A 23,579-nucleotide genomic window follows, 5' to 3' on the forward strand; every position below is an offset into this window, starting at 1 on the left:
TCTTTATCTGGTCGGGCGTGATCGTCGGTATCGGGACCGGATGTGCGGCGTTTCAGATCGTGATCATCGCCCTTGGCAAAGTCGTCGCAGCGTCCAAACGCAGTTTTATTCTGGGACTTGGGACAGCTTCCGCCTCTGCGGGGATGTTTTTGGCGGCGCCTGTCTCGGTCTACTTGATCGGTCAAATCGGTTGGCAGATGGCGATCATGTCAATCTCTGTCAGTTATTTGCTTATCGTACCGATGGCATTTTTCGTGAACCGCGTTTCTGTAGCGACCGTGAAAGCTGGACAAAGCCGTTTCGGCTATGCCGTCAAATCAGCCTTTCAGGATCGCGCCTATGTCTTGTTGTTTATCGGCTTCTTTGTCTGCGGATTTCATGTGGCGTCTATATCGACGCACCTGCCAGCCTTTATCGCGGATCAAGGTCTGTCTCCCGCTCTTGGGGCCTGGTCATTGGCATTGATCGGGCTTTTCAATATCGCAGGGTCGTTCCTGTCAGGGTGGTCCGGCCAACGCCATTCCAAGAAACGGTTGCTGAGCGGTATCTACTTTACGCGGGCGATCATCATTAGCCTGTTCGTTATTGCCCCCCTGACGCCCGGCGGTATCTATATCTTTTCAGCAGCAATGGGACTTTTGTGGCTTTCGACCGTGCCACTTACCACGGCACTCATCGCGCAAACCCAAGGGGTCACATATCTTTCGACGCTGGGCGGTTTGATCTTTCTGAGCCACCAGTCCGGGGCATTTCTTGGCACATTGATGGGCGGTTGGATCTTTGACGCTTTCGGCGACTACACACCGATGTGGTGGGCTGGGGTCGCTTTGGGACTGATTGCGGCCTTAATACATTTGCCAATCCGCGAAACGCCGGGACCACTTGCAAAGGCTGTGGGGTAAACTTCGCACCCCACCCCCTTTACGCACCAGCACCCAATCCCTATATGTTTGGTCAGGAATACAGGAAACGGATGCTATGACAGACAGCAACGCACAGCTTGAAGGCGCGCCTATGATTGCGCCATCCACCACAGATCACCCGCTTTACGAGGATATCGTAATGGCGTGTAAATCCGTCTATGACCCTGAAATTCCGGTGAATATTTATGATCTTGGTCTGATTTATACGATCGATATCAATGCAGAAAATGCGGTTAATATCACGATGACGCTTACGGCACCGGGTTGTCCCGTTGCGGGCGAAATGCCGGGTTGGGTTGCTGACGCCGTAGAACCCTTGCCGGGTGTCAAACACGTTGATGTTGAAATGACGTTCGAGCCACAGTGGGGCATGGACATGATGTCCGACGAAGCCCGTCTTGAGCTGGGCTTTATGTAAAGCAGACTTGAGTGACACACCCACATACCCTATCTTTAGGGTCAAAGGAGCAACTTCATGTTCGGCATTCCAGGCAAGCAAGCAGTAGCGATCACCGAAAAAGCCGCTGCGCAAATCGCCAAGCTCATGGCCAAAGATGGTCACCAAGGGCTGCGTATCGGAGTCAAAAAAGGCGGCTGCGCGGGCATGGAATATACCATGGACTACGTGACCGAAGTTGACCCGCTGGACGAGGTTGTCGAGCTTTCAGGCGCGCGTGTGATGATCGCGCCTATTGCGCAGATGTTCCTGTTTGGCACTGAAATCGACTATGAAACCTCACTGCTTGAATCCGGTTTCAAATTCCGTAATCCAAACGTCGTTGATGCTTGCGGTTGCGGCGAGTCGATCAAATTCGACGAAAGCATTTCCGCCACCTGATGGCTGTCTCGCAGGCAGATATCGCATTTGTGCTTGATCTGCTCTCTGACCTTGGTGATTTAACATCACGAAAAATGTTTGGCGGCATGTGCCTGTATCATCAAGATATGGTTTTTGCCCTACTAAGCAGTGATGGCACCCTTTACCTCAAAGCAAAAGACGCCGTGGCGCAAGAATTGGCCGAAGCGGGTTCAACACAATTTCACAACATGCCCTATTGGTCCGTGCCCATGTCCGCCCTTGACGATCCGCAAGAGGCCTGCACACTGGCACAACGCACAATCGCCTCACTATAAATAAAGGACGCTGATATGCCGCGCAAACTTGCCGCCGGGAACTGGAAAATGAACGGGCTGGCTAACAGTTTGGACGAATTGCGCATGTTGGCCGAACGCCACGCCAACGTGGGGGTGGATGTTTTGATCTGCCCACCCGCCACATTGATTAGCGCCTGCGCGCATTTGCCGGTCCGGATCGGCGGGCAGGATTGCCATGCACACGCATCAGGCGCAAATACAGGCGATCTTAGCGCCGAAATGCTGAAAGATGCCGGTGCGTCTGCCGTCATAACTGGCCATTCCGAACGCCGCGCTGATCACGGTGAAACGAACGCGGATGTCGCGGCGAAAAGCACAGCCGCCTACCGTGCGGGCCTGCAAGCGATCATCTGTATTGGCGAGACGCTCGATCAACGCGAGGCAGGCACGACGCTTGATATTATCGACGGGCAACTCGCCGGTTCTGTGCCGGATATGGCCACAGCAACGAACACCGTCATCGCCTACGAACCTGTTTGGGCCATTGGCACTGGCAAAGTCCCGACAATCGCACAAATCGCCGACGTGCACGCCCATATTCGCACGCGCCTTGCGGCACGATTTGATGACGGCGGTGAATTTACACTGCTTTATGGTGGTTCGGTCAAAGGCAGCAATGCCGCCGAGATTTTCGCAGTGCAGAACGTGAATGGCGCGCTTGTCGGGGGCGCTAGTCTCAAGGCCGATGATTTTTCTCCGATCATCACCGCCCTCGAGAACGCTTAACTCTGCGGTTCGTTCAACACGTCCCGTAGTTTGACGACTGCAGTTTCGATGTCTCTGATTACCGCGTCCGAACCAACAAGCGAACTGATGTTCGGGTAGTGGTTCAAGATGTTGCCCGCGACAACAATATGCGACATCGGATGCGAGATACGCAGTGCAAGGACCAGACGCGTCAAAGGTTCAATCATGCTGTCAGAGTTGGCGACAAGAACAATCGCGCGGTAAGTACGGCGGTCTGACTGCTCGATCAGATGATCGTGGTCAAGTCCAACCATCATATCCACGTCCCAACCTTCGCGGCGGAAGATATCAGTGGCGATCTCAATTCCTAATGTGTGCGTCTCGCCCGGGACAAGCGCAAACATCGCAGGGTATTCGTCACGGTCTTTGATGATTGACGGCGCGATTACATGCCGCAAACCACGGATTATGCGGTAAAGCTTTCCGCACCCCAGCGTGACATCCATGAATGATATTTGATCTTCGTCCCACAGCTGGCCCAGTCGGCGTGCAGCACCCGCGACATAGCTAAGATACACGACTTCAATATCGGCGCTATTCCTGCGCACATTCAAGATAAAATCATCTGCCGCGCGATCTTGGGGTGACAACAAGGCGTCGCACAGTTCAGCGATCTCGTCCTCGGTCGGTAGGTCATTTCTCGAGACAGAATTTGGCATACGAAACGCAAGTCGCCTCACGACTTCTCGGGCAAGCTCTGAAACGGCTTGCTGCGGTAATTTCTTATTGACCAACCTAATCTGTTGATCGGCCTTCTTATACTCAAAGCTATCAAAAGCTTTTTCGTTCAGTGACACTTTGGCCATGAACGCCCCTCCCCTGGTGTAATCAAATCGTTCCGGCCAACGGATGTGGCGCGGTTACGTGTATTCGATTGCATACAGGCTATCATGGTTTCGCGCTTGATCTGCGTGTCAGAACGTCGCGGCAAAGCCGGCGGTCGGATATGGACCTAAGCTATTGAGAACGCAACTGTCTGCGTGGACTTGCAATCATGATTGGGCTGGGACAAAGCTGTTTAATGAAAAGAATTAGCCAATCCCCTACCGACCCGGACTTTGTCCAAAACCCTTATCCGTTTTATGATCGCGTCCGTGCGATTGGTGATTTTTTCTGGTGGAACGATTATAATATGGCATGCGCTGTCAGCCACCAAACGGTACATGCTGTTTTGCGCGACAGACGCATGGGGCGCGAATGCCCTGCGGAATTGGCGCCTGATATTCCACCTCATTTACAGCCGTTTTACGATGTCGAAGCGCATTCGATGCTGGAACTCGAACCACCCCGCCACAAGCGGTTGCGCGCATTGGTTCTGCGCGCATTCACCAGCCGCACAATTGCGGGGCTGGCCCCCGATATTCGCGCGCTTTGCCATAAACTGATTGATGAATTTCCTGATCAACCCTTTGATCTGCTAACAGCTTATGCCCAACCCGTTCCCGTCGTGATTATATCGCGGCTGTTGGGCGTGCCCGAAGACCGCGCCGATGATTTGGTCCGCTGGTCCAATGCGATGGTCGCTATGTACCAAGCCCGCCGAACCCCGCAGATCGAAGAAGACACGATCGCAGCCACCAATGATTTTGTGAGCTTTATGCGCGGCTACATCGCCAAACGGCGCAAGACGCCGACCGATGATCTGATCTCGACCTTGATCGCGGCAGAGGCTGATGGCGAACGCCTGAGCGAAGACGAATTGATCACCACCTGCATCTTGCTGCTGAACGCCGGACATGAAGCAACCGTGCATACGCTGGGCAATGGCACGAAAACCCTGCTGGAACATGGTGTGCCAGAAATTACCGACGCCTCTGTCGAGGAAATCATCCGTTATGACCCGCCCCTGCACATGTTCACCCGCTGGGTTTACGAGGACGTGACCATCGGTGATCACACCTTCAAACGCGGCGATCAGATTGCTTGTTTGTTGGCTGCTGCAAACCGCGATCCAGTCGCCTATCCTGACCCGAACCGCTTTGATCCGTCGCGCAAAGGTGCGCAAAACACCAGCTTTGGCGGCGGTATCCACTTTTGCGTCGGTGCACCGCTCGCGCGGCTAGAGCTAAAAATCGCACTTGAGGTGCTGTTTGAACGCTGCCCCAATCTGGCACTTGCGGGAACACCGCAATATGGCGACGTTTATCACTTCCACGGGTTAGAACAGCTGATGGTCCGCGCCTAAAGTGGCAAGGCCACCGTCGATTTGATCTCTTCCATCGACAAAAGCGCTGTCACGTTGTGCACTTTCACTTCAGAAATCAGCGCCTGATAAAAGGTATCGTAGGCCCGCGCGTTCTGGACACGGACCTTTAGAATATAGTCGATATCGCCCGCCAAACGGTGTGCCTCTTGGACTTCGGGTCGTGATTTAAGCGCCTTAAGGAACCGCCCCTGCCAATCTGCATCGTGCTCTGACGTGCGGATCAGAACGAAAAAGCAGGCTTCAAAACCCAACGCCTCTGCATCTAGAATAACGGTCTGTTGTCCGATGATCCCCGCCTCGCGCATTTTACGAATGCGATTCCAGACAGGCGTCTTGGAAGACCCGATATTCTTGGCGATTTCATCCAGCGATTGGGCTGCATCCGCTTGCAATGCTGCCAAAATCTTCCGGTCTGTGGCGTCAATCCGTACCGACATTCTTTATTCTCCGATTTCACAGGACACACGGTCCAATTTCGCATTAAGGCGGAACACTTGTCCTTAGATGCGCCCAAGGGGAAGTAAATACCAGAACAATATTCTATGTTGAGGTCAAGAAATCAGAGGTCCACCATGAAGCACTTTCCAATCTTCCTAGCCGTCGAAGGCCGCCGCATTGTCCTTTCGGGTGGCGGTGATGCCGCAATGGCCAAACTGCGTCTGTTGATGAAGACCCAAGCGCATCTGACTGTTATTGCTCCAGCGATCGCGAATGATATTCGCAAATGGGCTGCGCAAGGCAAGCTGCGGGTCATTGAACGCGCGATGGAACCCGGTGATGCGCTGTGCGCCGCGCTATTCTACGCGGCCAACGAAGACGATGCAGAAGACGCACGCGTCGCCGCCATTGCCCATGCCGAAGGCGCATTGGTTAATATCGTCGATAACCTGGCCGACAGCCAATTCATTACTCCAGCGATCGTCGACCGTGATCCGGTCACCATCGCAATCGGTACCGAAGGCGCCGCCCCCGTGCTGGCGCGTGCGATCAAAGCCGATCTTGAGGCCCGCCTGCCTATATCACTGGGCGTACTTGCCCGTATCGGCAAAACCTTCCGGCATGCTGTTGAAGTTCTGCCGATGGGCCGAAAGCGTCGCGATTTCTGGTCTGCGTTCTACTTTGGCGCGGGTCCAAAGGCATTTGCAGAGAACGGCGAAGCCGCTGTGATCCCTGCTCTTGAAACACTGTTGGATCAAACGGTCACTGCAACAGACACAGGCGGGCACGTTGATCTTGTCGGTGCAGGCCCAGGCGATCCTGAACTTCTGACGCTCAAAGCGCGCCGCGCGCTGGATAAGGCCGATGTTGTGATCCACGACCGTTTGGTCACTGGTGAAATTCTGGAACTCGCACGGCGCGAAGCAATCATCATTGACGCGGGCAAAGAAGGTTTCGGCAAAGCGATGAAGCAGTCCGACATCGACGCGTTGATTGTGCAACACGCGCTGGATGGTCTGCATGTCGTGCGCCTTAAGGCTGGTGACCCAACGGTCTTTGGCCGTCTAGATGAAGAAATCGAGGCGATTACGGCCCATGACATTCCTTACACTGTCATCCCCGGGATCACCGCTGCATCTGCTGCGGTGGCGAACATCGGGCAAAGCCTGACAAAGCGCGGCCGGAACTCTGCTGTGCGTCTGATCACGGGGCATGACACCAAAGGCTATGCCGATCACGACTGGAAGGCGTTGGCCCAAAAAGGCGAGGTCGCCGCGATATATATGGGCAAGAAATCAGCCCGCTTTATCCAAGGCCGTTTGCTGATGCATGGCGCTGATCCGGCAACACCGGTGACAATTATCGAAAACGTCAGCCGCGCAAATCAACAGATCATCGCGACCACGCTGGTCGAACTAGAACCCACCTTGACCCAAGCCAATTTGCAGGGCCCCGCGATCACATTCTACGGGCTAGCGCCACGCGACGCCCAAGCCCAAGCATCACAGATTAAGGAATTTGCATAATGTCCCGCACATTCATACCCAAAGTCGTCACCGCCAATGCGCTGCTGGAAGGCGACGCTGTTTGGCTGACCGAGGCCGACACTTGGACCCGCGACATCCGCGATGCAGAGTTGCTGACCGATGAAGCGCACGCCGATCTGCGCCTGCTTGAGGCGCAATCGCGAAAGGCAGAAATCGCAGGCGCATATTTGGTCGATGCAAAGCAAAACTCAGACGGCCCTGCCCCTACCCATTTTCGCGAAGAATTTCGCACACGCGGTCCATCCAATTATCCGCACGGCAAGCAAGTGGAGCTTTCATAATGTACACTTACACAGATTTTGATGAAGCATTCGTGCGCGAACGCGTGGCCCAGTTTCGCGGCCAAGTCGAACGCCGCATTGACGGATCGCTGACCGAGGATGAATTCAAACCGCTGCGCCTGATGAACGGTCTTTATCTGCAATTGCACGCTTATATGCTGCGGGTTGCCGTGCCCTATGGCACTTTGAACCCAACCCAAATGCGCAAGCTCGCCGATATCGCGGACCGTTGGGACAAGGGCTATGGCCACTTCACCACGCGTCAGAACATCCAGTACAACTGGCCTAAACTGCAAGATGTGCCCGATATGCTTGAGGCATTGGCTGATGTTGGCATGCATGCGATCCAAACGTCGGGGAATACGATCCGCAACGTGACCGCTGACCATTTTGCTGGTGCGGCTGCCGATGAAATCGAAGACCCACGTGCGATTGCCGAACTGCTGCGCCAGTGGTCCACCGATCACCCTGAATTCCAGTTCCTGCCGCGCAAATTCAAAATCGCAGTCACAGGTGCCGCGCATGATCGCGCAGTCACCAAGGCGCACGACATCGGTCTGCGCATGGTCCGCAACGATGCAGGTGAAGCTGGCTTCGAAGTCATCGTCGGTGGTGGCCTTGGCCGTACGCCAATGGTTGGCAAAGTGCTGCGTAACTTTCTGCCAAAAGCAGATTTGCTGCCTTATTGCGAGGCAATCGTAAGCGTCTACAACCTGCTCGGCCGCCGTGATAACAAATACAAGGCACGCATCAAAATCACCGTGCACGAAAACGGTCTGGAGAAAATCCAAGAGCTTGTTGAGGATCGCTTTGCCACGATCCGCGCTGGTTTCTCGGGACATGACCAAGACTTGCTTGCCAAAATCGAAGCCGCTTTTGCGCCACCAGCGTTTGTCACGAAATCCATCGGTGGATATGAGGCCACGCGCCTTGCCAATCCCGCATTCCGGTCGTGGACTGATACCAATCTGGCGGAACACAAGGCCAACGGCTATGCGATCGTCTCCATCAGCATCAAAAAGCATGGCGCGACACCGGGTGATGCGACATCCGATCAAATGCGCGTCATGGCGGATTTGGCCGAAACCTATGGCCACGGCGAGTTGCGGATCAGTCACGAGCAGAACGTGATCCTGCCCCATGTGCATAAATCCGATCTGGCAAAGGTCTATGCGGCGTTGCGCCAAGTGGATCTTGCAACAGCCAACATCGGGCTGGCGTCTGACATCATCGCCTGCCCCGGTATGGATTATTGCGCGCTGGCAACAGCACGTTCGATCCCGATTGCACAAGAGATTGCGACGCGATTCGACGAGTTGGAAATCGAACATGAGATCGGCCAACTCAAGATCAAAATCTCGGGCTGCATCAATGCCTGCGGGCACCACCATGTCGGACATATCGGTATCCTTGGCCTCGACCGTGCAGGTGTTGAAAGCTACCAGATCACGTTGGGTGGCGACGGGACCGAGACCACAACGATCGGTGAACGCGCTGGTCGTGGATTTAGTGCCGATGAAATCGTGCCTGCAATTGAACGGTTGGTCACGGGGTATCTTGGTTTGCGCCGCGACGCAGACGAAACCTTTTTGCAAGCTTACCGTCGCCTTGGCAAACAACCATTCAAATCAATTCTTTACCCAGCACAGGACAAAGCAAATGCCGCTTAAAGAACTCGTTGAACGCCGCAATCTTTTGCACCGCAAATCTGATGCGCAAACGATCCTCAAGCACGTCTTGTCAGATGTGCAATTGGGTCCAGTCGCCCTCGTGTCGTCCTTCGGAGCAGAGGCGGTTGTGTTGCTGCATATGGTTGCGCAAATCGACAAGAACACACCAGTTGTCTTTCTTGATACTGAAATGCTGTTTCCAGAAACGCTTGCGTACCAGCAGGATGTGTCTGCCCAACTTGGTTTAACAGATGTGCGCGTCATCGGACCTGATCGTACTGATGTATTGACCAAAGATGTTGACGGCCTGCTGCATCAGGCGGACCTGGACGCATGCTGTGATCTGCGCAAGACACAGCCGTTGAACAACGCTCTGCAAGGATTTGAGGGCTGGATCACTGGGCGCAAACGCTACCATGGCGGGCAACGCGCACAGCTGCCGCTGTTCGAAAAAGAAGATCGTAAGATCAAGATCAATCCGCTGGCGAATTGGACATCAGAGGATGTTCAAACCTACATCGACGCGCACGACCTACCGCGCCATCCATTGGTAGCTCAAGGTTTCCCATCTGTCGGATGCATGCCATGCACCACACGCGCCAGCAACATTGAAGATCACCGTGCAGGTCGTTGGCGTAAAACAGAAAAAACTGAATGTGGTATCCACAATTCCCCGCGCGAGGTCAAAGCAGCATGAGTGTGATTGTAACCGACACAGGCTTTGCCCCCGAAGATTTCACATGTGGATTTGTGGCACTGTCCGATATTGCTGCCAATGACTGCGACTACGGTATTGATCTGGCCTCTGATACGGCACCAACTGCATTGGTGGGCTTAACCAACGCCGCAATGATCCGTATTGATTTCCCATCCTTCGCTGATGGGCGCGGATTTACACTCGCAGCGATGCTACGCAGCGCAGGCTACAAAGGGCGCTTACGGGCCAAGGGGCACGTTCTAGCGGATCAATACGCTATGGCGCGCAGGTCCGGCTTTGACGAGGTCGAAATCGACGGCGCCCTTGCTGCACGCCAGCCCGCAGAGCAATGGAAATTCCGCGCAGATTGGCAAAATCACAACTATCAGGCCCGCTTGCGCGGCTAGAAATATCTAGCCGACCCTTTCCCTGATCCACATCAATGACTAAGACGGAGGGTGGCCCTAGAAGGCTGCCATGATCCTTATGACCGAGCAGACACCCGTGACCACACAAACCGCCAAAGCTGTCCCCACCTTGCCCGACACGCAGACCGCAACGGAGGTGAAACACTACACCGACCGGCTGTTTTCCTTTCGGGTGACGCGTCCTGTGTCCTTGCGTTTCCGCTCGGGCGAGTTCGTGATGATTGGTTTAATGGGTGATCCTGATCCAAAGACTGGCAAGCAAAAACCGCTGCTACGCGCTTATTCCATCGCATCCCCGTCGTGGGACGAAGAGTTGGAGTTCTATTCGATCAAGGTTCAAGACGGCCCGCTGACATCGCGTCTGCAGCATATCAAGCCGGGCGATGAGCTGATCTTGCGGCCCAAACCTGTTGGCACATTGGTGCATGACGCCCTGATCCCCGGCAAACGCATTTGGTTCTTTGCTACGGGTACTGGCTTTGCGCCCTTCGCATCGCTGCTGCGCGAACCCCAGACATACGAAGACTATGATGAGGTCATCATCACTCACACCTGCCGCGAAGTCGGCGAGCTGACGTATGGCCGCGACCTGATCGAAGCGCTCAAGACTGATGAGCTGCTCAATGATGTGATTGGTGAAGGCTTCTGGAAAAAGATCAAATACTATCCGACCACAACCCGTGAAGAGAGCCCAAAGATGGGCCGCATCACCGATCTAATGCGCTCTGGCGAGGCATTTACCGACCTTGGCGTACCGCCGCTGTCGCCCGAAACTGATCGCGCGATGATCTGCGGTAACCTCGCGTTTAACCTAGAGCTGAAAGAAATGTTCGAGGAATACGGGCTGGTCGAAGGCGCCAATTCAAAGCCGATGCACTATGTGGTGGAAAAAGCGTTTCTCGACTAAGGCACCGGATCATTCAATAAAAAGGGCCGCGTCAGCAATGACGCGGCCCTTTTTTATTTGGGATTGAACCCAGTTTTACATACCAAGCAAGTTCTTGATGTTGTCCAGAACTGGCTGCAGCAAAGCAGGGTTGTTCTTTGCAAAACCAAGCGCGGTTGTCAGCGTGGTCTTTTCACCTTCTGGGATGTCGATAGTGTCAAGCAAGGCAACAACCTTGTCGGCATCAAATCCGTCAACAGTCAGCAGATCACCGGCCATCGCCATCAGATCTTCGCTGCCTTCAGCAGCTTCGGTTGCGACTTCTTCTACGGCTGTATCAGGTTCAACTGCTTCAGCGGCTTCTTCGGCCACATCTGCTGTCTGGCCAAGGGCCTCGGCTGCAGCGGCTTTTGCTTCTTCAAGCGCAGCATTTGCAGCGGCTTCTACTTCGGCGGCCGCAGCGGCCGCAGCTTCTTCAGCGGCAGCGGCAGCAGCTTCACGTTCAGCAGCAGCAGTTGCGGCAGCTTCTTCTGCAGCGGCAGTAGCGGCAGCAGCAGCGGCCTCAACAGCAGCGGCTGCTTCGGCGGCAGCAGTTTCGGCAGCAACCGCTTCTGCATCTGCGGCAGCTTGTGCAGCAGCAGCTTCGGCAGCAGCAGCGGCTTCCGCAGCGGCAGCTTCGGCGGCGGCGGCAGCATCTGCGGCGGCGGCTTCTGCTTGTTGTGTGGCACCCGATAGAACACCGACCGCTTCGCCCGGGCTGCGGCCCTCTGCGGCGTATTGATATCCAAAGAAACCAACGACAGCCAAAATGACGATAATTGCGATTGCGCGCATTGTTCAAATCCTTCCAAATTTGTACGTTTAGGCCCCATTGGCCCTTATTTGGTGATATGTCAGATCACAAAGCAAAGCGAAAGATGCTGTTATGGGGAAAATTCAGCAGAAAACCGCAACTTTTGCGGGTTGAAGCCGACACTACAGAGGTTTAGTTTGTCTTTTACTTGAACGGAACAACCAAAGGATAAAGACCATAGGACGCAGACCACATAACGCGCCACCACAACGCGACACAGGCCCACGCATTAATGACCGTATTCGGTCCGCCGAAATCCGCCTTATCGGTGCGGAAGGCGAAAACGTAGGTGTTGTGACACCCGAACGTGCGATGGTCATGGCCGATGAAGCGGGCCTCGATTTGGTAGAAATTTCGCCAAATGCCAACCCGCCGGTTTGCAAGATCATGGACTACGGCAAGTTCAAATACGAGACTCAGAAAAAAGAAGCTGAGGCACGTAAGAAGCAAAAGATCATCGAAATCAAAGAAGTTAAGTTCCGTCCAAACACGGATAACAACGACTATGACGTTAAGATGCGCAACGTTTTCAAGTTTTTGGACAACGGTGACAAGGTAAAGATCACCCTGCGCTTTCGTGGGCGCGAAATGGCGCACCAACAGCTAGGCCGCGAACTGCTAGAGCGTGTTGCAGAAGACACCAAAGACGCTGGCAAGGTCGAGAACTTTCCAAAGATGGAAGGCCGCCAAATGGTCATGCTGATCGGACCACTTCCGAAGTAAGCTTTTCCAAACGACGAAATATAAAAGCCCTCAATTCATTGAGGGCTTTTTTTGTGCGTGCTATTGCGGCGACTGGCGCAACTGTTGGGTCATTTGCGCCACGATGCTAACCGCAATCTCGGCAGGCAGTCGCCCCCCAATATCCAACCCGACAGGGCCATGAATACGCGCCATATCCAAATCGCTGAACCCTGCATCTGACAGTCGCAAAAGGCGCTTGGCATGCGTGCGCTTTGACCCCAAACAGCCCAGATAGAAAACATTAGATCGCAAGGCACCGATCACCGCCGGATCATCCAGCTTGGGATCGTGTGAAAGCGTCACAACTGCCGTGCGCGCATCCAACGCAAGTGCTGCCAATGCCGCATCCGGCCACGCATCAACCAACATTTCATCAGGGAATCGGTCTTGCGATGCAAACGCGGGACGTGGATCGATCAAAATGGGTGTATAGCCGCAAGCCCGCGCCATCGGGGCCAAATACTGCGCGATGTGAACTGCACCGATGATCGCCAACCGCAAAGGTGGATTATGGATGCCAACAAAGGTCTGCCCATCATCTTGGATGCCGGAACGGTCCATACGAAAACGCTCTGGAAACGCCGACTGTGGCTGTAACGCGGGGCCGCCTTGCTGCAGGTTGGTGACATAGGCCACGGGTTCTGCCTGCGCGCGGCGAGCAACCAAGTCCGCTAGAACCGCAACAGGAATCGCAGTGCCGACAGGTTCCACCAGAACCTTGATCTCTCCGCCACAAGCAAGGCCCACAGCAAACGCATCGTTGTCGCTGACGCCAAATTCCAGCAAGCGCGTGTTGCCGTCGGCAATTGCATCAATCGCCTCGAGAATCACCGCCCCTTCGACGCATCCTCCGGACACCGATCCCTCCATTGCCCCATTGCTATCGATCACCAATTGGCTGCCCGTGGGGCGCGGGGCCGAACCCCAAGTTTGCACGACCGTTGCAATTGCCACGCCTCTGCCTGCACGGTGCCAATCCAGCGCAAGTTTCGGCAGGTCGGTAATGGGGGACGGTGTCATTGCATCAATCCAGTGCGTTTCGATTTCTAACCTAGCTTGTCTCGTGCATTGCCCCCAAGTGGTCAACGGCATAGCCTGCCCCCAACACCAGCGGAGATGCAGCCATGAATGATTCCAAACCCATTTTGACGACAGGTTTCGGTCCTGACCTTGGACCTTTCGATTGGACCGATCCGCTTCGGCTCGAGGATCAGTTAACCGAAGATGAACGGATGCTACGTGACGCGGCAAATGTATTCGCTCAGACGGCACTGCAACCCAAAGTCACCGACGCTTACCGCGAAGAAACTGTGGATCCAGATATTTTCAAAGCCATGGGCGACGCAGGTTTGCTTGGCCTGACAATCCCCGAAGAATACGGCGGGCTGGGTGCCGGCTACGTGACCTACGGTCTAGTCGCCCGTGAAATCGAACGTGTCGATAGCGGCTATCGTTCAATGATGTCGGTGCAATCGTCGTTGGTGATGTACCCGATCCACGCCTACGGCAGCGAAGCCCAGCGCCAGAAATTCTTGCCCGGCTTGGCCGCTGGTACGTTAATCGGTTGTTTTGGCCTGACCGAACCTGACGCAGGCAGCGATCCGGCTGGTATGAAAACAACCGCGAAAAAGACAGCGGATGGCTATGTACTGAATGGCGCCAAGATGTGGATCAGCAACGCGCCAATTGCCGATGTCTTTGTGATCTGGGCAAAATCAGATGCGCATGACGGCAAGATCCGCGGCTTTGTGCTTGAAAAAGGTATGAAGGGTCTGACCGCACCCAAGATCGGCGGTAAGCTTAGCTTGCGGGCATCGGTCACCGGCGAGATTGTCATGGACAACGTAGCCGTCAGCGAAGACGCGCTCTTGCCCGGTGTGCAGGGCTTGAAAGGGCCGTTTGGTTGTTTGAACCGTGCGCGCTACGGCATTGCGTGGGGGGTCATGGGTGCAGCAGAAGCATGTTGGCATTCCGCGCGCCAATACGGATTGGATCGCAAGCAGTTCGGCAAACCGCTGGCCCAGACGCAATTGTTCCAGAAAAAGCTGGCGGATATGCAAACCGAAATCGCATTGGGCACGCAGTCTGCCCTACAACTGGGCCGCCTGATGGAGCAAGGTCGTGCCGCCCCTGAAATGATCAGCATGATGAAGCGCAATAACTGCGGCAAAGCGCTCGATATTGCGCGGGCATCGCGGGACATGCACGGCGGAAATGGAATCAGTGAGGATTTCCAGATCATGCGCCATATGGTGAACCTTGAGACGGTGAATACCTATGAAGGTACCCATGATGTGCACGCATTGATCTTGGGACGCGCACAAACAGGGCTTCAGGCGTTCTTTTAGCGCAAATTTCGTAACAATGTAGTGCGGAACATGCCTACTTTTGCCTCAAATACATGATACAACTGTTCCACCAACCCAGTGTACTTCGGGTTGCGGAGTATGTTTATGGAAGACCGCCAACTTAACTTTCGAACCAGTCTGACCGACCTCGATGCCAATCAGTGGATCGGTGCAATCGATGATGTATGCGAAGACTTTGGCTTTTTTGAACAGCTTGGTCGTGGGCACTGCGCCGGATTTCTTGAGGCAGGCAACAACTTGCTTGTCACGTTTGAAAATGCCGAAAGTGTGCGCGCCTATAATCTTGATGCCGAACCGCGTGGCTTTGCCTATGCGCGTCATGACGGCTGGTCGCATCTTGCGCTGATCTCTTTCACCGAAAGCTGGTTCCGCGATCCGGCAATCTATGCGTTTTTCGACCGCATGGTGGATGATGGTTTCTTTGAAGACTTCCAAAATGTGCTGTTCCACGGAAGTGACGGTGGTGCGGCCTATGCCGCGGCGGCCTTCTCAGTCGCAGCACCCGGCGCGTCAGTTATCGCACTGCGTCCGCAAGCCACTCTTGAGGCGCGTTCAACGGGTTGGGACAAACGTTACAAGTCTGCGCGTAAAAAGAATTTTGCGACCCGTTACGGATATGCTCCTGAAATGATCGATGGCGCAAAGCACGTGTTTGTGGCTTACGATCCGTACGAGCATCTGGATGCGGGCCATGCGGCGCTATTCCGTAAACCGCATGTGACGATGCTGCCCTGCCCTTTGATCGGTGGGCAGCTTGACCGTTCATTCGACCGGATGGGCATCCATGATGTGATGATCAAACTGGCGATGGATCGCAATCTGGATGGCAAGCGGTTTGCACAGCTTTTACGCGCGCGCCGCTATGATCAGGTCTATATCCGCAAGCTGGTTCAATACCTCATCAAAGCAAACCACGACGATTTCGCGCAAATCATCTGCCGCTACATGATGAACCGCGGCATCAGCAAGTTCTTCGAGACGAAACTCGAAGAACTACAAGCCAATCAAATCGATTAAACATAGTAGATGTCGCGGTAAACGTGACGCACGATGTCTTCGCGGCGCACACCCAATTTCGCAAGGTCTTTGTCGCTTAGGTCCTGCATCCGCTCTACGGCTTGGGTTCTGTTCTGTGCGTCTGCCAAACCAGCAAAGAAACGCCCAACACCTTGCCGAACACGCGCAGCCAAGGATGCTTTGGGGTGGTTTTCGATTGTATCAGTGTAAAATGCCATATCGGGGCTCCTATCAAAGCTTATTTGCGTTGCTTGATAGATATGCCCCTGAGGCTTGAGCGAAACCACCAAGGCTGCAATGCCGCGATGCAGTCATTGCATGGCGTGGGCGCGATGCTCTAGTCGGCGTCGCTGCGCGCGTCGATAATCCGCTTAAGTAACTTGTAAATCCGCTCGCCAAAATAACCCAAGGTCGCACCTGCGATTACACCGAAGGTCGTACCGCTATCAAGCAATGCAGCAGCTACTGCAGCGGCAACCAGCGCGACCATAAAGGCGATCAGCCGTTTCTCGTGAGGCTCAATTGCGAAGTAGCCTTCAAGAAACTTTACAATCGGACCCGCAACAGGTCCTTCGAGTTGCGGCGTGAAAAAGCCGGCAACGGCAGCAACCAAAAAACCGAGCATGATGACATCTCCTGATAAGTGGGGCGTTCCACCACATCAGCATCCTAAAAGCGCATGTAATCTACAAGGGCAATCACAAGCCCTATGGCATCCATGCCCACAAAGGTGTAATCCAGCCACATGCCTGATAGACAATTAACAAGCCTGACAATCCGCCGCCCTGATGACTGGCATTTGCATCTGCGTGATGGTGCAATGCTGCAAGCGGTTTTGCCAGAAACAGCCCGCCATTTCGCCCGCGCGATCATTATGCCCAACCTCGTGCCGCCCGTCGTGACGTCTGCGCAAGCCGTCACATACCGTGCGCGGATCATGGATGCTTTGCCGCAAGGTGCTGATTTCACACCGCTGATGACGCTTTATCTGACCGAAACGACTGACCCAGAAGATGTGCGCGCAGCCCACGCTGCAGGGATTGCGACCGCAGTTAAATTGTACCCTGCTGGGGCTACGACGAACTCTGCATCTGGTGTGACCGATTTTGAAAAGGTGCGTGGCGTGCTTGAGGTGATGGCCGAAATCGGCATGCCGCTTTGTGTGCATGGCGAAGTCACAGACCACGATATCGATATCTTTGACCGCGAGGCGATGTTTATCGACCGTGTGCTAAAGCCGTTGCGCAAAAAAGTGCCTGACCTCAAGATCGTGATGGAACATGTCACGACCCAAGACGCCGTAGATTACGTGCGCGACAGCAACAAGAACCTTGCCGCCACAATCACGACGCATCACCTGATCATCAACCGCAATCATATCCTTGCGGGCGGGATCAAACCGCATTTTTACTGCCTGCCCGTCGCCAAACGCGAGGCGCACCGCGTCGCATTGGTTCAGGCTGCAATCTCTGGCGACAAACGCTTTTTCCTTGGCACAGACAGCGCGCCCCATACTGATCCTGCAAAGCTACAAGCTTGCGGTTGCGCGGGTATTTTCACAGCGCCCACCACGATGTCTTGCCTAGCCGAGGTTTTTGACGCCGCTGGCCGCATGCGCAAGATCGAAAGCTTTGCGTCGCTCAATGGCCCTGAGTTTTACAAGTTGCCCGCGAACACCAGCACGATCACGCTGACCAAAGGCGAGCCCGTGCAATACCCAAGCCATATCCAGACTGCGGACGGTCCTGTGACTGTGTTTGATCCGGGGTTTGACCTGCACTGGCGTGTTGAGGAGTAAAACCTGCCGGATGCCTCCGGCGGAAGTTTATTTAGAAATAAGAAGCAATAGGCCCATACAATGATCCCCACCTCTTTCCCCACCAAAGAAGAAATGGCCCGTTTGACGGCCGGCATGCTGATTGAGATTGGCGCGATCGATTTTAATGCAACGGAACCGTTTACGCATGCCTCTGGCAAGCAAGCACCTACATATGTGGACTGCCGCAAGCTGATCTCGTTTCCGCGTATCCGCGCGACATTGATGGATTTCATGGCCGTTTCGATTATGCGCGAAGCCGGGTTCGAAGCCTTTGACAATATCGCTGGTGGCGAAACTGCTGGTATTCCCTTTAGTGCATTGGTCGCTGAACGTTTGGCCCTGCCGATGACCTATGTGCGCAAAAAGCCAAAGGGTTACGGACGCAATGCGCGCATCGAAGGTGTGATGACCGAAGGCCAGCGCGTGTTGCTGGTTGAGGATCTGACAACTGATGGCGGATCAAAATTGTCGTTCGTGGATGCTATTCGTGAAACCGGTGCCAGCTGCAGTGCGACGGCCGTAATCTTTTACTATGGCATCTTTGATGGCGTCGAAGAGACTTTGGCAGAACACGGCGTGCAACTCATCCATCTTTGCACATGGTGGGACGTCTTGGCCGAGGCCAAAGCACGGGGTGCTTACGACAGCGCAACACTGACGGCAGTAGAGGCCTATTTGAACGATCCTGCAGGTTGGAAGCCCGCGTAACAGGCAAAAAACTTATCCCGAGCTCTGTGCACAACTGGGCGCGGGAATCGCAAACACACTCTGTATGTTGGGCGGACTTTGCGTGATCCTACCTAATATGGTATGATTTGAGAATTGCTGCATTTATCCACAAGGTTATCCCGCCAGATATCCCCGATGATATCAAGATAGCTATCTCCAGTGCCCAACTGCTAAGCGTGCAGTGCGATGTTTGAGGGGACATGATGAACGAGATTACGACATTTAATGCCAGCGGTGTTGAAAACGCGACTGCTGATGCGATGCCCCACTCCATTGAGGCAGAGCAGCAGCTTTTGGGTGCTATTCTGACCAATAATGACATTTTTGACCGCGTTGCCGCGATCATTGGTCCAAAGCATTTCTACGACCCTGTCCATGCTCGCATTTTTGAAACGGCTGCCTCGCGCATTGGCCGCAATATGTTGGCAAGCCCTGTCACCCTTAAGGCTTTTATGGAAGATGATGAGGGCCTAAAGGAATTAGGTGGCCCTCCTTACCTTGCCCGTCTTGCGGGTGCGGCGATCTCGGCTTTTGCGGCGCGTGACTATGCCCAGATGATCTATGATCTGGCGACCCGCCGCGAATTGATCCGCCTTGGCCGTGACATCACCGACAAAGCCGCCAAAGTTGACGTAGAAAGCGAACCGCGCGAGCAGATCATCGAGGCCGAGCAGGCGCTTTATTCATTGGCCGAACAAGGTGTGTCAGAACGCGGGTTTCAGTCGTTCCTTGCTGCGGTGACAGAGGCTGTGAATGTTGCCAACACCGCCTATCAGCGCGATGGCGGATTGGCTGGTATTTCAACCGGCTTGATCGATATGGACAAGAAACTGGGCGGATTACACAAGTCCGACCTGTTGATTATCGCGGGTCGCCCGTCGATGGGGAAAACCTCGTTGGCGACAAACATCGCCTACAACATTGCCAAGGCCTACCGCAAAGGCCCGATGCAAGATGGCAGCGAAGGCGCCATTGACGGCGGCGTTGTTGGGTTCTTTTCACTAGAGATGAGCGCGGAGCAGTTGGCAGGCCGCATTCTGGCCGAAGCATCAGAGATTTCGTCTCACAAAATCCGCCAAGGCGACATGACCGAAACCGAATTTCGCCGTTTTGTTGACGCCGCCAAAAAGCTGGAGTCCTGCCCGCTTTATATCGATGATACCGCCGCGATCCCGATCTCGCAGCTTGCCGCCCGCGCACGTCGCTTGAAACGCACGCATGGTTTGGATGTGCTGATCGTTGACTACCTACAGCTGGTGCGCGGCACGTCGGACAACCGCGTGCAGGAAATCGGCGAAATCTCGATGGGTCTAAAGGCTATCGCCAAGGAGTTGAACATCCCCGTCATCGCCCTATCCCAGCTTTCACGTCAGGTCGAATCGCGTGAAGATAAGCGCCCGCAGCTGTCTGATTTGCGCGAATCCGGCTCTATTGAGCAGGACGCCGATGTGGTTATGTTTGTATACCGTGGTGAATACTACACAGAGCGTGAAAAGCCTGAAGATCACAACATGGAAGCAATTGCGGCCTGGCAAGAAAAAATGTCTAGCTTGCACGGTAAAGCCGAGGTTATCGTAGGCAAACAACGCCACGGCCCAATCGGGATGATCGAGCTGTCATTCACAGCGGAATTCACACGGTTTGGCAATTTGGTAAAGCCTTGGCAACAAGGCGACGATACGCAGTTTTAGAAAGGTTGAAATCATCAAAAAGCTCGTTGTTCTCTTGTGCATGTTAGCTGGTTCAGCGACTGCGCAATCCTCCTCCGACATTGTCGTGAGGTTCACCGGATTTTTGGGAAACCTGCGTTTGCCTGCCGCTGATGTCCGTGCAGACCTGATGGGGACTGATCCATATTTTCGCCAGATTGCAATTGCGATGAATGAAACGGCGACCGCTTCGTTTGCTGCATTCACCGCAACGCATATCAATCAACCCGTATCGTTTTTTGTATGCGGCGATGAAATGCAAAAAATCACGATCCAAGAGCGGATCGACACAGGATTTGCCCTGACTGACCCTATTCCGTTGGACCGCGCTGTCGCGATTGTCGCCGCGTTGAACGGTCAAGGTGACTGCCCCTAGATCGTTGTCAAAGCGGTCATCAAAGGCATGGTAGATCGCAATGACGGTGCAATTTACTTGCCCGTCGTAGCAGCCCCTGCCAAAAGGTCGCTATGAGTACCGGACGCCTAATCATTGATCTTGACGCTGTCGTCGCCAACTGGCGCGCGTTAGATGGTATGACCAATTGCAAAACTGCAGCCGTGGTCAAAGCTGACGGCTATGGCCTTGGCGCTGCAAATGTCGCCAAAGCGCTGTTCAAAGCTGGCGTGCGGCAGTTCTTTGTTGCCGTCGCCGAAGAAGCCGTGGCGATCCGCGCAGAACTAGGCCCAAAGCCTGAAATCTGCGTGTTTTCCGGCCACATGAAGGGCGACACTGATTTGATCCGCGAGCTGGGTTTGACCCCGATGCTCAATTCCGTGGAACAGCTGACCCAACACCTAGAGACCCTACCGGACCATCCTTTTGGTATCCAACTTGATACCGGCATGAACCGCTTGGGGTTGGAAATGCAAGAATGGGCCGCCGTGGCAGAGCTCGCTTTGGCGCAGCGTCCCAAGCTTGTGATGTCGCATCTGGCCTGCGCGGATGAACCCGATCACCCGATGAACCCCTATCAATTGGACCAGTTCAAAAAGATGACAGATGGCATTTCTGTGCCGCGTTCTTTAGCGGCAACAGGTGGTATCTTATTGGGCCCCGAGTATCACTTTGACCTGACGCGCCCCGGCATCGGTCTTTATGGCGGACTCCCATTTGAAAGCGCCACGCCCGTGGTCGAGTTGGATTTGCCTATTATACAAATCCGCGATGTGGCCGAGGGCGAAGTTGTTGGCTATGCCAACGCCTGGCAAGCGGCCCGCCCGTCGCGCATCGCAACTGTGTCTGGCGGCTACGCCGACGGCATCCCGCGCATCTTGTCTGACCGGGCTACGTTTTATCACGGCGATACCCCCTGCAAACTGGTTGGCCGAGTCTCAATGGATCTGATCACGGTAGATATTACCGATCTGCCGGATGATCCGACAAAGCTGACTTTGATCGGCCCGCATCAAGGCGTTGATGATCTGGCGCAGGCCGCAGGCACAATTGGCTATGAGATTTTGACGCAGCTTGGCGCACGTTACCGCCGCAAGACGTTTGGCAAATAGACCGCCAATGTTGAATATTCTGCGCATCGCCAACCTTTCACTGTTGATCCTATTTCCCATCGCATGGTTCGCCCCGTTGATGCGTGCAGGTCTTTTGCCGATCTTCGGCCTTAGCGAAATTAGTGTGATTTCTGGAATGCAGGCCCTTTGGGATAGCGACGTCGCATTGGCTTTGCTGGTCACTGCTTTTGCGCTTTTCGCGCCCTACCTCAAGACGATTGGGCTGGCGTTGGTGCACTTTAACCTGCTGAAAGATAAGACTTTACCGGCGCTGTCTTGGATCGGAAAGCTCGCGATGGCGGATGTGTTTCTGATCGCGCTCTATATCGTTGTGATCAAAGGCGTCGGTTTTGGCAGGGTCGAAACCGGCTGGGGGCTTTATATGTTTACGGCCTGTATCCTCGCTTCCATCGCGATTTCTGCGCTGACGCCCAAAGCCAAATCACAGGCACTTGCCGAATAGACTGAATTGGTCCAAAAGGTGAACATGGCCAAAGAACTTAACTTTACATGTTCCCAATGCGGTGCCGCCTTTCGCAAATGGTCGGGGCAATGCGACGCGTGTCAGGCGTGGAATTCCATCACCGAAAGCAAAGCGCTTAGCAGTGGCCCAAAAGGCAAGTCTCTCGGGGGAATGCGCGGCAAGCCAGTTCCGCTGACTGACCTCGCAACCCAAGAGGACGAACCACCCCGCACGTTGGCGGGCGTAGGCGAACTTGACCGCGTGTTAGGTGGCGGGTTGGTCAAAGCATCGGCGCTATTGGTTGGCGGCGATCCCGGCATTGGTAAATCCACTTTGCTATTGCAGGCAGCGGCAAGGTTCGCGCGCAATGGTCTAAAGGTCATCTACATTTCCGGCGAAGAATCAAATGCTCAGGTGCAGATGCGTGCTCGCAGATTAGGGCTCGAGGATAGTCCCGTTTTGCTGGCCTCGGAAACGAACCTGCGCGACATTCTTACCACGCTTGAGATTGAAAAGCCCGATCTTGCGATCATCGATTCCATTCAAACGATGTGGGCTGACAATGTCGACAGCGCGCCGGGCAGCGTCAGCCAAGTCCGGTCATCGGCACATGAACTGACCACATTCGCCAAACGCAACGGCATGGCGGTCGTCATGGTTGGTCACGTCACAAAAGATGGCACAATCGCAGGTCCGCGCGTGGTCGAGCATATGGTCGACACGGTGCTTTATTTTGAAGGCGACCGCGGGCATCAGTTCCGCATTCTACGCTCGGTCAAGAACCGCTTTGGACCTGCGGACGAGATTGGCGTGTTTGAAATGACAGGCAAAGGTTTGGCCGAGGTCAAGAATCCTTCAGCCTTGTTCTTGTCTGAACGCGGCGCCCCTGCCCCCGGATCAGTCGTGTTTGCAGGCATCGAAGGCAGCCGCCCGCTGCTTTGCGAGATCCAAGCGCTTGTGGCACCTTCGCCACACAGTCAACCACGCAGATCTGTCGTCGGATGGGACAGCGGACGGCTTGCAATGATCCTTGCCGTACTCGAATCGCGGTGCGGTGTTCCCTTCACCGGATTGGACGTTTATCTCAACGTTGCAGGGGGTTTACGCATCTCAGAGCCGGGTGCAGACCTTGCCGTGGCGGCAGCTTTGGTATCCGCCCGCGAGGACGCCGCATTGCCCGCTGAAGCCGTTATTTTCGGTGAAATCAGCTTGTCCGGCGCGCTCCGTCCTGTGGTTCAGACCGAAAATAGATTGAAAGAAGCCCAGAAACTTGGTTTTACGTCAGGCATTGTTCCACAACAGGCCAAACAGCCTAAAGTGGCGGGACTGGATTTGCGCACAGCGACAGATCTGGCCGGTTTTGTTGAAGATGTATTTGGCGCAAGGTGACGC

General features: G+C 54.5%; 28 protein-coding genes. 22 read left to right on the top strand and 6 right to left on the bottom strand.

From position 1 onward, the window contains the following. The 5 genes from QZ197_RS02115 to tpiA form a co-directional block, all read left to right on the top strand. On the top strand, positions 1 to 902 hold a 902-nt coding region (locus QZ197_RS02115), incomplete at its 5' end, for an MFS transporter (RefSeq protein WP_296429596.1). A gap of 76 nt (positions 903 to 978) precedes the next feature. Then, on the top strand, positions 979 to 1,341 hold the full coding sequence (locus QZ197_RS02120) for an SUF system Fe-S cluster assembly protein (protein WP_272145902.1): 363 nt from the start codon (positions 979 to 981) through the stop codon (positions 1,339 to 1,341). A 57-nt stretch (positions 1,342 to 1,398) separates the two neighbouring features. Then, positions 1,399 to 1,761, top strand: coding sequence for an iron-sulfur cluster assembly accessory protein (locus tag QZ197_RS02125; RefSeq protein WP_272145900.1), 363 nt, complete (start codon positions 1,399 to 1,401; stop codon positions 1,759 to 1,761). Next, the gene (locus QZ197_RS02130) at positions 1,761 to 2,057 is read left to right on the top strand and encodes a TfoX/Sxy family protein (RefSeq protein WP_296429597.1); all 297 of its coding nucleotides are present in this window, start codon (positions 1,761 to 1,763) and stop codon (positions 2,055 to 2,057) included. Before QZ197_RS02125 ends, QZ197_RS02130 begins: the two co-directional genes overlap by 1 nt. A 15-nt stretch (positions 2,058 to 2,072) precedes the next feature. Beyond that, the gene (gene tpiA, locus QZ197_RS02135) at positions 2,073 to 2,804 is read left to right on the top strand and encodes a triose-phosphate isomerase (RefSeq protein ID WP_296429598.1); all 732 of its coding nucleotides are present in this window, start codon (positions 2,073 to 2,075) and stop codon (positions 2,802 to 2,804) included. Here tpiA and QZ197_RS02140 read toward each other — a convergent pair. Next, positions 2,801 to 3,631 (bottom strand): cobalamin-binding protein, encoded by an 831-nt coding sequence (locus QZ197_RS02140; RefSeq protein WP_272145893.1) that lies wholly within the window; start codon positions 3,629 to 3,631, stop codon positions 2,801 to 2,803. The two genes, tpiA and QZ197_RS02140, sit on opposite strands and share 4 nt — an antisense overlap. A gap of 215 nt (positions 3,632 to 3,846) precedes the next feature. Between QZ197_RS02140 and QZ197_RS02145 the strand changes: the two genes are divergently transcribed. Next, positions 3,847 to 5,010, top strand: a complete 1,164-nt coding sequence (locus QZ197_RS02145) for a cytochrome P450 (protein ID WP_272145890.1) — start codon at positions 3,847 to 3,849, stop codon at positions 5,008 to 5,010. Here the strand turns inward: QZ197_RS02145 and QZ197_RS02150 are convergent. Next, positions 5,007 to 5,468: an Lrp/AsnC family transcriptional regulator gene (locus tag QZ197_RS02150; RefSeq protein WP_272145888.1), complete on the bottom strand. Its 462-nt coding sequence runs from the start codon at positions 5,466 to 5,468 to the stop codon at positions 5,007 to 5,009. The two genes, QZ197_RS02145 and QZ197_RS02150, sit on opposite strands and share 4 nt — an antisense overlap. Positions 5,469 to 5,603: 135 nt before the next feature. On the opposite strand from QZ197_RS02150, the gene cysG reads away from it, so the two are divergent. The 6 genes from cysG to QZ197_RS02180 all read left to right on the top strand — a co-directional run bounded on the left by cysG (position 5,604) and on the right by QZ197_RS02180 (position 10,999). Next, positions 5,604 to 6,995: a siroheme synthase CysG gene (gene cysG / locus QZ197_RS02155; protein WP_296429599.1), complete on the top strand. Its 1,392-nt coding sequence runs from the start codon at positions 5,604 to 5,606 to the stop codon at positions 6,993 to 6,995. Next, the gene (locus QZ197_RS02160; protein ID WP_296429600.1) at positions 6,995 to 7,297 is read left to right on the top strand and encodes a DUF2849 domain-containing protein; all 303 of its coding nucleotides are present in this window, start codon (positions 6,995 to 6,997) and stop codon (positions 7,295 to 7,297) included. Before cysG ends, QZ197_RS02160 begins: the two co-directional genes overlap by 1 nt. Beyond that, positions 7,297 to 8,967 carry a nitrite/sulfite reductase gene (locus tag QZ197_RS02165; protein ID WP_296429601.1) on the top strand — a complete coding sequence of 557 codons (1,671 nt, stop codon included), beginning with the start codon at positions 7,297 to 7,299 and terminating at the stop codon, positions 8,965 to 8,967. Before QZ197_RS02160 ends, QZ197_RS02165 begins: the two co-directional genes overlap by 1 nt. Then, entirely contained in the window at positions 8,957 to 9,664 is a 708-nt protein-coding gene (locus QZ197_RS02170) for a phosphoadenylyl-sulfate reductase (protein WP_296429602.1), read from the top strand. The genes QZ197_RS02165 and QZ197_RS02170 overlap by 11 nt, the downstream gene beginning before the upstream one ends. Then, positions 9,661 to 10,071 carry a DUF934 domain-containing protein gene (locus tag QZ197_RS02175; protein WP_296429603.1) on the top strand — a complete coding sequence of 137 codons (411 nt, stop codon included), beginning with the start codon at positions 9,661 to 9,663 and terminating at the stop codon, positions 10,069 to 10,071. Before QZ197_RS02170 ends, QZ197_RS02175 begins: the two co-directional genes overlap by 4 nt. 70 nt (positions 10,072 to 10,141) lie before the next feature. Beyond that, the gene (locus QZ197_RS02180; protein WP_296429604.1) at positions 10,142 to 10,999 is read left to right on the top strand and encodes a ferredoxin--NADP reductase; all 858 of its coding nucleotides are present in this window, start codon (positions 10,142 to 10,144) and stop codon (positions 10,997 to 10,999) included. Positions 11,000 to 11,074: 75 nt separating this feature from the next. Here the strand turns inward: QZ197_RS02180 and QZ197_RS02185 are convergent, their stop codons facing one another. Continuing rightward, the gene (locus QZ197_RS02185; RefSeq protein WP_296429605.1) at positions 11,075 to 11,812 is read right to left on the bottom strand and encodes a hypothetical protein; all 738 of its coding nucleotides are present in this window, start codon (positions 11,810 to 11,812) and stop codon (positions 11,075 to 11,077) included. 196 nt (positions 11,813 to 12,008) lie between these two features. Here QZ197_RS02185 and infC point away from each other — a divergent pair, with 196 nt between their 5' ends. Further along, entirely contained in the window at positions 12,009 to 12,554 is a 546-nt protein-coding gene (gene infC / locus QZ197_RS02190) for a translation initiation factor IF-3 (protein WP_363157877.1), read from the top strand. A 60-nt stretch (positions 12,555 to 12,614) separates the two neighbouring features. On the opposite strand, the gene QZ197_RS02195 is transcribed toward infC, so the two are convergent. Next, on the bottom strand, positions 12,615 to 13,595 hold the full coding sequence (locus tag QZ197_RS02195) for an XdhC family protein (protein ID WP_296429606.1): 981 nt from the start codon (positions 13,593 to 13,595) through the stop codon (positions 12,615 to 12,617). A gap of 104 nt (positions 13,596 to 13,699) precedes the next feature. Between QZ197_RS02195 and QZ197_RS02200 the strand changes: the two genes are divergently transcribed. Beyond that, a complete protein-coding gene (locus QZ197_RS02200) occupies positions 13,700 to 14,923 on the top strand; it encodes an acyl-CoA dehydrogenase (protein WP_296429607.1) in 1,224 nt (407 codons plus the stop codon). Positions 14,924 to 15,028: 105 nt separating this feature from the next. After that, entirely contained in the window at positions 15,029 to 15,961 is a 933-nt protein-coding gene (locus QZ197_RS02205) for a phosphoadenosine phosphosulfate reductase (protein ID WP_296429608.1), read from the top strand. On the opposite strand, the gene QZ197_RS02210 is transcribed toward QZ197_RS02205, so the two are convergent. Both QZ197_RS02210 and QZ197_RS02215 read right to left on the bottom strand, forming a co-directional pair. Continuing rightward, the gene (locus QZ197_RS02210; protein ID WP_296429609.1) at positions 15,958 to 16,179 is read right to left on the bottom strand and encodes a DUF1127 domain-containing protein; all 222 of its coding nucleotides are present in this window, start codon (positions 16,177 to 16,179) and stop codon (positions 15,958 to 15,960) included. The two genes, QZ197_RS02205 and QZ197_RS02210, sit on opposite strands and share 4 nt — an antisense overlap. A gap of 119 nt (positions 16,180 to 16,298) precedes the next feature. Further along, positions 16,299 to 16,586: a hypothetical protein gene (locus QZ197_RS02215; protein ID WP_296429610.1), complete on the bottom strand. Its 288-nt coding sequence runs from the start codon at positions 16,584 to 16,586 to the stop codon at positions 16,299 to 16,301. A 120-nt stretch (positions 16,587 to 16,706) separates the two neighbouring features. Between QZ197_RS02215 and pyrC the strand changes: the two genes are divergently transcribed. From pyrC to radA, 7 genes are all read left to right on the top strand, one after another. Further along, complete coding sequence (gene pyrC / locus QZ197_RS02220; protein WP_296429611.1) at positions 16,707 to 17,759, top strand: dihydroorotase; 1,053 nt, start codon at positions 16,707 to 16,709, stop codon at positions 17,757 to 17,759. Positions 17,760 to 17,819: 60 nt separating this feature from the next. Continuing rightward, positions 17,820 to 18,488 (top strand): orotate phosphoribosyltransferase, encoded by a 669-nt coding sequence (locus tag QZ197_RS02225; protein WP_296429612.1) that lies wholly within the window; start codon positions 17,820 to 17,822, stop codon positions 18,486 to 18,488. Positions 18,489 to 18,712: 224 nt separating this feature from the next. Then, a complete protein-coding gene (locus QZ197_RS02230; protein ID WP_296429613.1) occupies positions 18,713 to 20,200 on the top strand; it encodes a replicative DNA helicase in 1,488 nt (495 codons plus the stop codon). 40 nt (positions 20,201 to 20,240) lie between these two features. Continuing rightward, positions 20,241 to 20,594: a hypothetical protein gene (locus QZ197_RS02235; protein ID WP_296429614.1), complete on the top strand. Its 354-nt coding sequence runs from the start codon at positions 20,241 to 20,243 to the stop codon at positions 20,592 to 20,594. 92 nt (positions 20,595 to 20,686) lie between these two features. Next, on the top strand, positions 20,687 to 21,724 hold the full coding sequence (gene alr, locus QZ197_RS02240) for an alanine racemase (RefSeq protein ID WP_296429615.1): 1,038 nt from the start codon (positions 20,687 to 20,689) through the stop codon (positions 21,722 to 21,724). 7 nt (positions 21,725 to 21,731) lie between these two features. After that, positions 21,732 to 22,187, top strand: a complete 456-nt coding sequence (locus QZ197_RS02245; protein ID WP_296429616.1) for a paraquat-inducible protein A — start codon at positions 21,732 to 21,734, stop codon at positions 22,185 to 22,187. Between the two features lie 24 nt (positions 22,188 to 22,211). After that, positions 22,212 to 23,576 carry a DNA repair protein RadA gene (gene radA, locus QZ197_RS02250; protein WP_296429617.1) on the top strand — a complete coding sequence of 455 codons (1,365 nt, stop codon included), beginning with the start codon at positions 22,212 to 22,214 and terminating at the stop codon, positions 23,574 to 23,576. The last annotated feature ends 3 nt before the right edge of the window (positions 23,577 to 23,579 follow it).

Source organism: Yoonia sp. (assembly GCF_017854415.1).
Lineage (GTDB): Bacteria > Pseudomonadota > Alphaproteobacteria > Rhodobacterales > Rhodobacteraceae > Yoonia.

Excerpts from the sequence above, each read along its gene's own strand:
- tpiA (WP_296429598.1), top strand. The coding sequence starts at position 2,073 with ATGCCGCGCAAACTTGCCGCCGGGAACTGGAAAATGAACGGGCTGGCT.
- QZ197_RS02200 (WP_296429607.1), top strand. The coding sequence starts at position 13,700 with ATGAATGATTCCAAACCCATTTTGACGACAGGTTTCGGTCCTGACCTT.
- QZ197_RS02210 (WP_296429609.1), bottom strand. The coding sequence starts at position 16,179 with ATGGCATTTTACACTGATACAATCGAAAACCACCCCAAAGCATCCTTG.
- QZ197_RS02170 (WP_296429602.1), top strand. The coding sequence starts at position 8,957 with ATGCCGCTTAAAGAACTCGTTGAACGCCGCAATCTTTTGCACCGCAAA.
- cysG (WP_296429599.1), top strand. The coding sequence starts at position 5,604 with ATGAAGCACTTTCCAATCTTCCTAGCCGTCGAAGGCCGCCGCATTGTC.
- QZ197_RS02175 (WP_296429603.1), top strand. The coding sequence starts at position 9,661 with ATGAGTGTGATTGTAACCGACACAGGCTTTGCCCCCGAAGATTTCACA.
- QZ197_RS02230 (WP_296429613.1), top strand. The coding sequence starts at position 18,713 with ATGAACGAGATTACGACATTTAATGCCAGCGGTGTTGAAAACGCGACT.
- QZ197_RS02140 (WP_272145893.1), bottom strand. The coding sequence starts at position 3,631 with ATGGCCAAAGTGTCACTGAACGAAAAAGCTTTTGATAGCTTTGAGTAT.
- QZ197_RS02150 (WP_272145888.1), bottom strand. The coding sequence starts at position 5,468 with ATGTCGGTACGGATTGACGCCACAGACCGGAAGATTTTGGCAGCATTG.
- QZ197_RS02120 (WP_272145902.1), top strand. The coding sequence starts at position 979 with ATGACAGACAGCAACGCACAGCTTGAAGGCGCGCCTATGATTGCGCCA.
- radA (WP_296429617.1), top strand. The coding sequence starts at position 22,212 with ATGGCCAAAGAACTTAACTTTACATGTTCCCAATGCGGTGCCGCCTTT.
- QZ197_RS02165 (WP_296429601.1), top strand. The coding sequence starts at position 7,297 with ATGTACACTTACACAGATTTTGATGAAGCATTCGTGCGCGAACGCGTG.
- pyrC (WP_296429611.1), top strand. The coding sequence starts at position 16,707 with ATGCCTGATAGACAATTAACAAGCCTGACAATCCGCCGCCCTGATGAC.
- QZ197_RS02225 (WP_296429612.1), top strand. The coding sequence starts at position 17,820 with ATGATCCCCACCTCTTTCCCCACCAAAGAAGAAATGGCCCGTTTGACG.
- QZ197_RS02160 (WP_296429600.1), top strand. The coding sequence starts at position 6,995 with ATGTCCCGCACATTCATACCCAAAGTCGTCACCGCCAATGCGCTGCTG.
- QZ197_RS02180 (WP_296429604.1), top strand. The coding sequence starts at position 10,142 with ATGATCCTTATGACCGAGCAGACACCCGTGACCACACAAACCGCCAAA.
- QZ197_RS02235 (WP_296429614.1), top strand. The coding sequence starts at position 20,241 with ATGTTAGCTGGTTCAGCGACTGCGCAATCCTCCTCCGACATTGTCGTG.
- QZ197_RS02205 (WP_296429608.1), top strand. The coding sequence starts at position 15,029 with ATGGAAGACCGCCAACTTAACTTTCGAACCAGTCTGACCGACCTCGAT.
- QZ197_RS02145 (WP_272145890.1), top strand. The coding sequence starts at position 3,847 with ATGAAAAGAATTAGCCAATCCCCTACCGACCCGGACTTTGTCCAAAAC.
- QZ197_RS02245 (WP_296429616.1), top strand. The coding sequence starts at position 21,732 with ATGTTGAATATTCTGCGCATCGCCAACCTTTCACTGTTGATCCTATTT.
- QZ197_RS02130 (WP_296429597.1), top strand. The coding sequence starts at position 1,761 with ATGGCTGTCTCGCAGGCAGATATCGCATTTGTGCTTGATCTGCTCTCT.
- alr (WP_296429615.1), top strand. The coding sequence starts at position 20,687 with ATGAGTACCGGACGCCTAATCATTGATCTTGACGCTGTCGTCGCCAAC.
- QZ197_RS02215 (WP_296429610.1), bottom strand. The coding sequence starts at position 16,586 with ATGCTCGGTTTTTTGGTTGCTGCCGTTGCCGGCTTTTTCACGCCGCAA.
- QZ197_RS02195 (WP_296429606.1), bottom strand. The coding sequence starts at position 13,595 with ATGACACCGTCCCCCATTACCGACCTGCCGAAACTTGCGCTGGATTGG.
- QZ197_RS02125 (WP_272145900.1), top strand. The coding sequence starts at position 1,399 with ATGTTCGGCATTCCAGGCAAGCAAGCAGTAGCGATCACCGAAAAAGCC.
- QZ197_RS02185 (WP_296429605.1), bottom strand. The coding sequence starts at position 11,812 with ATGCGCGCAATCGCAATTATCGTCATTTTGGCTGTCGTTGGTTTCTTT.